The organism is Mumia sp. (assembly GCF_028803055.1).
Classification (GTDB): Bacteria; Actinomycetota; Actinomycetes; order Propionibacteriales; family Nocardioidaceae; genus Mumia.
The window spans coordinates 1-2207 of record NZ_JARBCJ010000309.1; the positions used below are offsets into that span (position 1 = coordinate 1).

The 2207-nt window shown below is 67.8% G+C and carries 2 protein-coding genes; both read right to left on the bottom strand.

Annotated elements, in window-relative coordinates; genetic code table 11:
* Nucleotides 1-110 precede the first annotated feature (110 nt).
* Nucleotides 111-701 (bottom strand): hypothetical protein, encoded by a 591-nt coding sequence (locus PV363_RS17435; protein ID WP_255565876.1) that lies wholly within the window; start codon nucleotides 699-701, stop codon nucleotides 111-113.
* 13 nt (nucleotides 702-714) lie between these two features.
* Nucleotides 715-1863 carry a zinc-dependent alcohol dehydrogenase gene (locus tag PV363_RS17440; protein ID WP_220340952.1) on the bottom strand — a complete coding sequence of 383 codons (1149 nt, stop codon included), beginning with the start codon at nucleotides 1861-1863 and terminating at the stop codon, nucleotides 715-717.
* Nucleotides 1864-2207 lie beyond the last annotated feature (344 nt).

Sequence of the window (2207 nt, forward strand, 5' to 3'; positions counted from 1 at the left end):
GTCGGCGTCGCGAGTGCCCCAGCGACGGCTGTGGCAGTCGCGACGCCCATCGGGAACCGGGATAAGAAGGTCATACCGCCATGCGATACCCGGAGTGAGTCAGGTGCAACTCAGCCCAGGACGCGCTTCGCGGCTCGGTAGGCGAGCCAGCCTCCCAGCACCCAGGGGCCGGCGACGATGACCGGGTCGAGCGCCTGGTGGACGACGTCGGTGCGGTGGCGCCCGAACCGGGACTTCGCACCGTGCCGCTTCAGCTCGCTGCTGATGCCGGTCTGGGTGATGGGGTTGTCGGGGCGGAGGGTGACGAACGATCGCAGCATCGCCTCCTTCACGTCGATCCGGTCGGCCGCCATCAGCAGGAGCCAGTGCGCCGCCCGCCCCTCGCTGTAGCGGGCGTAGGCCAGGCGCCGCACCTTGCCGGAGAGTCCACGCGGCGGGCAGGAGGTCCCGAAGACCGGCGTGAGGAACGCGTGCTCGATCGAGCGCTCCCGCGGATAGGTCTCGGGCTGCCGGTCGGGAAACGACCAGTGGGCGCCGGAGTGGTCCGGCTGAGGCACTTCTCGGGGGAAGGACGGGCGGTCGGCCGGGTCGAGGTCGGCACCCCATCCCGGGATCGTGGCGCGGATCTCGTCGAGAGGCCGGGGGAGTGGCGGCTTCGCCTCGGTGTACGTCGGGATGTCGGACGGGGTGGTGGCAGTCATGGTGGTGCCCTCCTCAGGCGGCATCAGGAATGATGAGCGGCTTGATGCAGCCGTCGAGCTTGGCCGAGAACATGTGGTAGGCCTCGTTGATGTGCTCGAGCGGGAGGCGGTGGGTGACGATCTCGCTCGGCTTGAGGTGGCCGTTGCGGATGTGCTCGAGCAGGCGAGGCCACTGGCGCTTCACGTGAGCCTGGTTCATGCGGAGCGTCAGACCCTTGTTCATGGCGTCACCGAACTTGACGGCGCTGAAGATCGGGCCGTACGCCCCCATCACCGACACCGTGCCGCCCTTGCGCACGCCGTCGATCGCCCAGTTCAGCGCGACAGGGGACCCTCCCTGCAGCTTGAGCTTCGCTGCGGTGACGTGCTGCAGCAGGTTGCCGTCGGCCTCGGCACCGACCGCGTCGATCGCGACGTCCGCTCCGAGGTGGTCGGTGATCTTCTTGAGGTGGACGATGATGTCGTCGTACTCGACGAAGTTGTACGTCTCCGCGAACGCGAACGTCCGCGCCTTCTCGAGCCGGTTCTCCAGGTGGTCGATCACGATCACCCGGCCGGCGCCCATCAGCCAGGCCGATCTCGCGGCGATGAGCCCGATCGGGCCGGCGCCGAACACGACCACGACGTCGCCCTCGTGGATGTCTCCGAGCTGGGCTCCGAAGTAGCCGGTCGCCGCGGCGTCGGTGAGCAGGACCGCGTCCTCGTCGGCCAGCCACTCGGGGATCCGGGAGGGGCCGACGTCGGCGAACGGCACCCTGACGTACTCGGCCTGACCACCGTCGTACCCGCCGGTCGTGTGCGAGTAGCCGTAGATGCCCCCGACCGCGGTCGCGTTCGGGTTGACGTTGTGGCAGTTGGCGAACAGGCCGCGCGCGCAGAAGAAGCAGGTGCCGCAGAAGATGTTGAACGGCACCATCACCCGGTCACCGACCTGGAGGTTCTCCACCGAGGGGCCGATCTCGTCGACGATGCCGATGAACTCGTGGCCAAAGGTGTGGCCGACCCGCGTGTCGGGCATCATCCCGTGGTACAGGTGCAGGTCGGAGCCGCAGATCGCGGCCATCGTCACCTTGACGATCGCGTCGTTCGGATGCTCGATCTTGGGGCGGTCCTTCTCTTCGACGCGGATCCTGTACGGCCCGCGATACACCATCGCTCGCATGAGGCTTCCTTTCGCTGGTCGTCAGTCAGGCAGGTACCCGCCATGACCCGTCGTCACTCCTCCGTCTTCGTCGCTCGGCTCGGCCTGGGTGGGCGGTAGACGTAAGCCAGAGCGGGGAGGACGAGCAGGACGGTTCAGCGCGACCAGCAGGACGAGCGAGATCCCGGCTGCCCGCCCACCGATCAGCCCTCTCGCGGGTGACGACGTTGGCGGCGTGCCGAACTCCGTGCCTCGCTCAGAGCACGAGGGGCCCGACCTTCTGGGTAGGTCGGGCCCCTCCTCCAGTGCTTCTGCTCATACGTGTAGCTACACCCGGGGATGTTCACAAATCCCAGCACATGAAG

What these genes read in the sequence shown, in the direction of transcription:
- PV363_RS17435 (WP_255565876.1), bottom strand. Translation starts at nt 701, where the DNA reads ATGACTGCCACCACCCCGTCCGACATCCCGACGTACACCGAGGCGAAG.
- PV363_RS17440 (WP_220340952.1), bottom strand. Translation starts at nt 1,863, where the DNA reads ATGCGAGCGATGGTGTATCGCGGGCCGTACAGGATCCGCGTCGAAGAG.